This is a genomic window from Streptomyces sulfonofaciens, from assembly GCF_014656295.1.
Lineage (GTDB): Bacteria > Actinomycetota > Actinomycetes > Streptomycetales > Streptomycetaceae > Streptomyces > Streptomyces sulfonofaciens.
Map to the genome: position 1 here is coordinate 1 of NZ_BNCD01000103.1, position 533 is coordinate 533.

General features: G+C 43.2%; 1 protein-coding gene. It reads right to left on the bottom strand.

Going from position 1 to position 533, the window contains the following annotated elements; genetic code table 11:
• Window positions 1-515, bottom strand: a 515-nt coding sequence (locus IE313_RS36740) for a Na+/H+ antiporter NhaA (RefSeq protein WP_229925213.1), incomplete at its 3' end; no start/stop codon positions are given.
• Between the last annotated feature and the right edge of the window lie 18 nt (window positions 516-533).

Consider the following 533-nt stretch of genomic DNA (forward strand, 5'->3'; position numbering starts at 1 on the left):
ATCAAAGATCCTAGTAAAATCGCAATTTTTGCCACTTCCATAGCGTCCTTATGCTCGATCGTGAAAGCCAGATTAGAAATAAACATAGACATGGTAAAGCCAATCCCCGCTAAAAGCCCAGCCCCTAAAATGTGCCACCAGCTGATGCCTTTAGGGCGCACGGTGATTTTAAGCTTTTCGCTTATAAAAGTGATGAGGAAAATCCCTAAAGGCTTGCCCAAACAAAGCCCTAAAATAACCCCTAAAAGCACCTTATCCACTTCTAAATTGATGCTAGAATCAACGCTCACCCCAGCGTTTGCAAACGCAAACAAGGGCATGATGAAATACCCGCTAATGGGGGCTAAAAAATGCTCCAATCTTTCTAAGGGGCTTTGTAAAGCGCTCGCTTTTTCTTCAATGGAGTGCAAGATTTCTTGCTGCTCTTTGGTCAAAAGCGCTCCTGAACTCGTTTCTGCGTATCGCTTGCCCAGCTCTAAAAGCTCTACATTTTTAGAATCTTTAGGGATCTTCACCGGTATCATAAAAGCTAA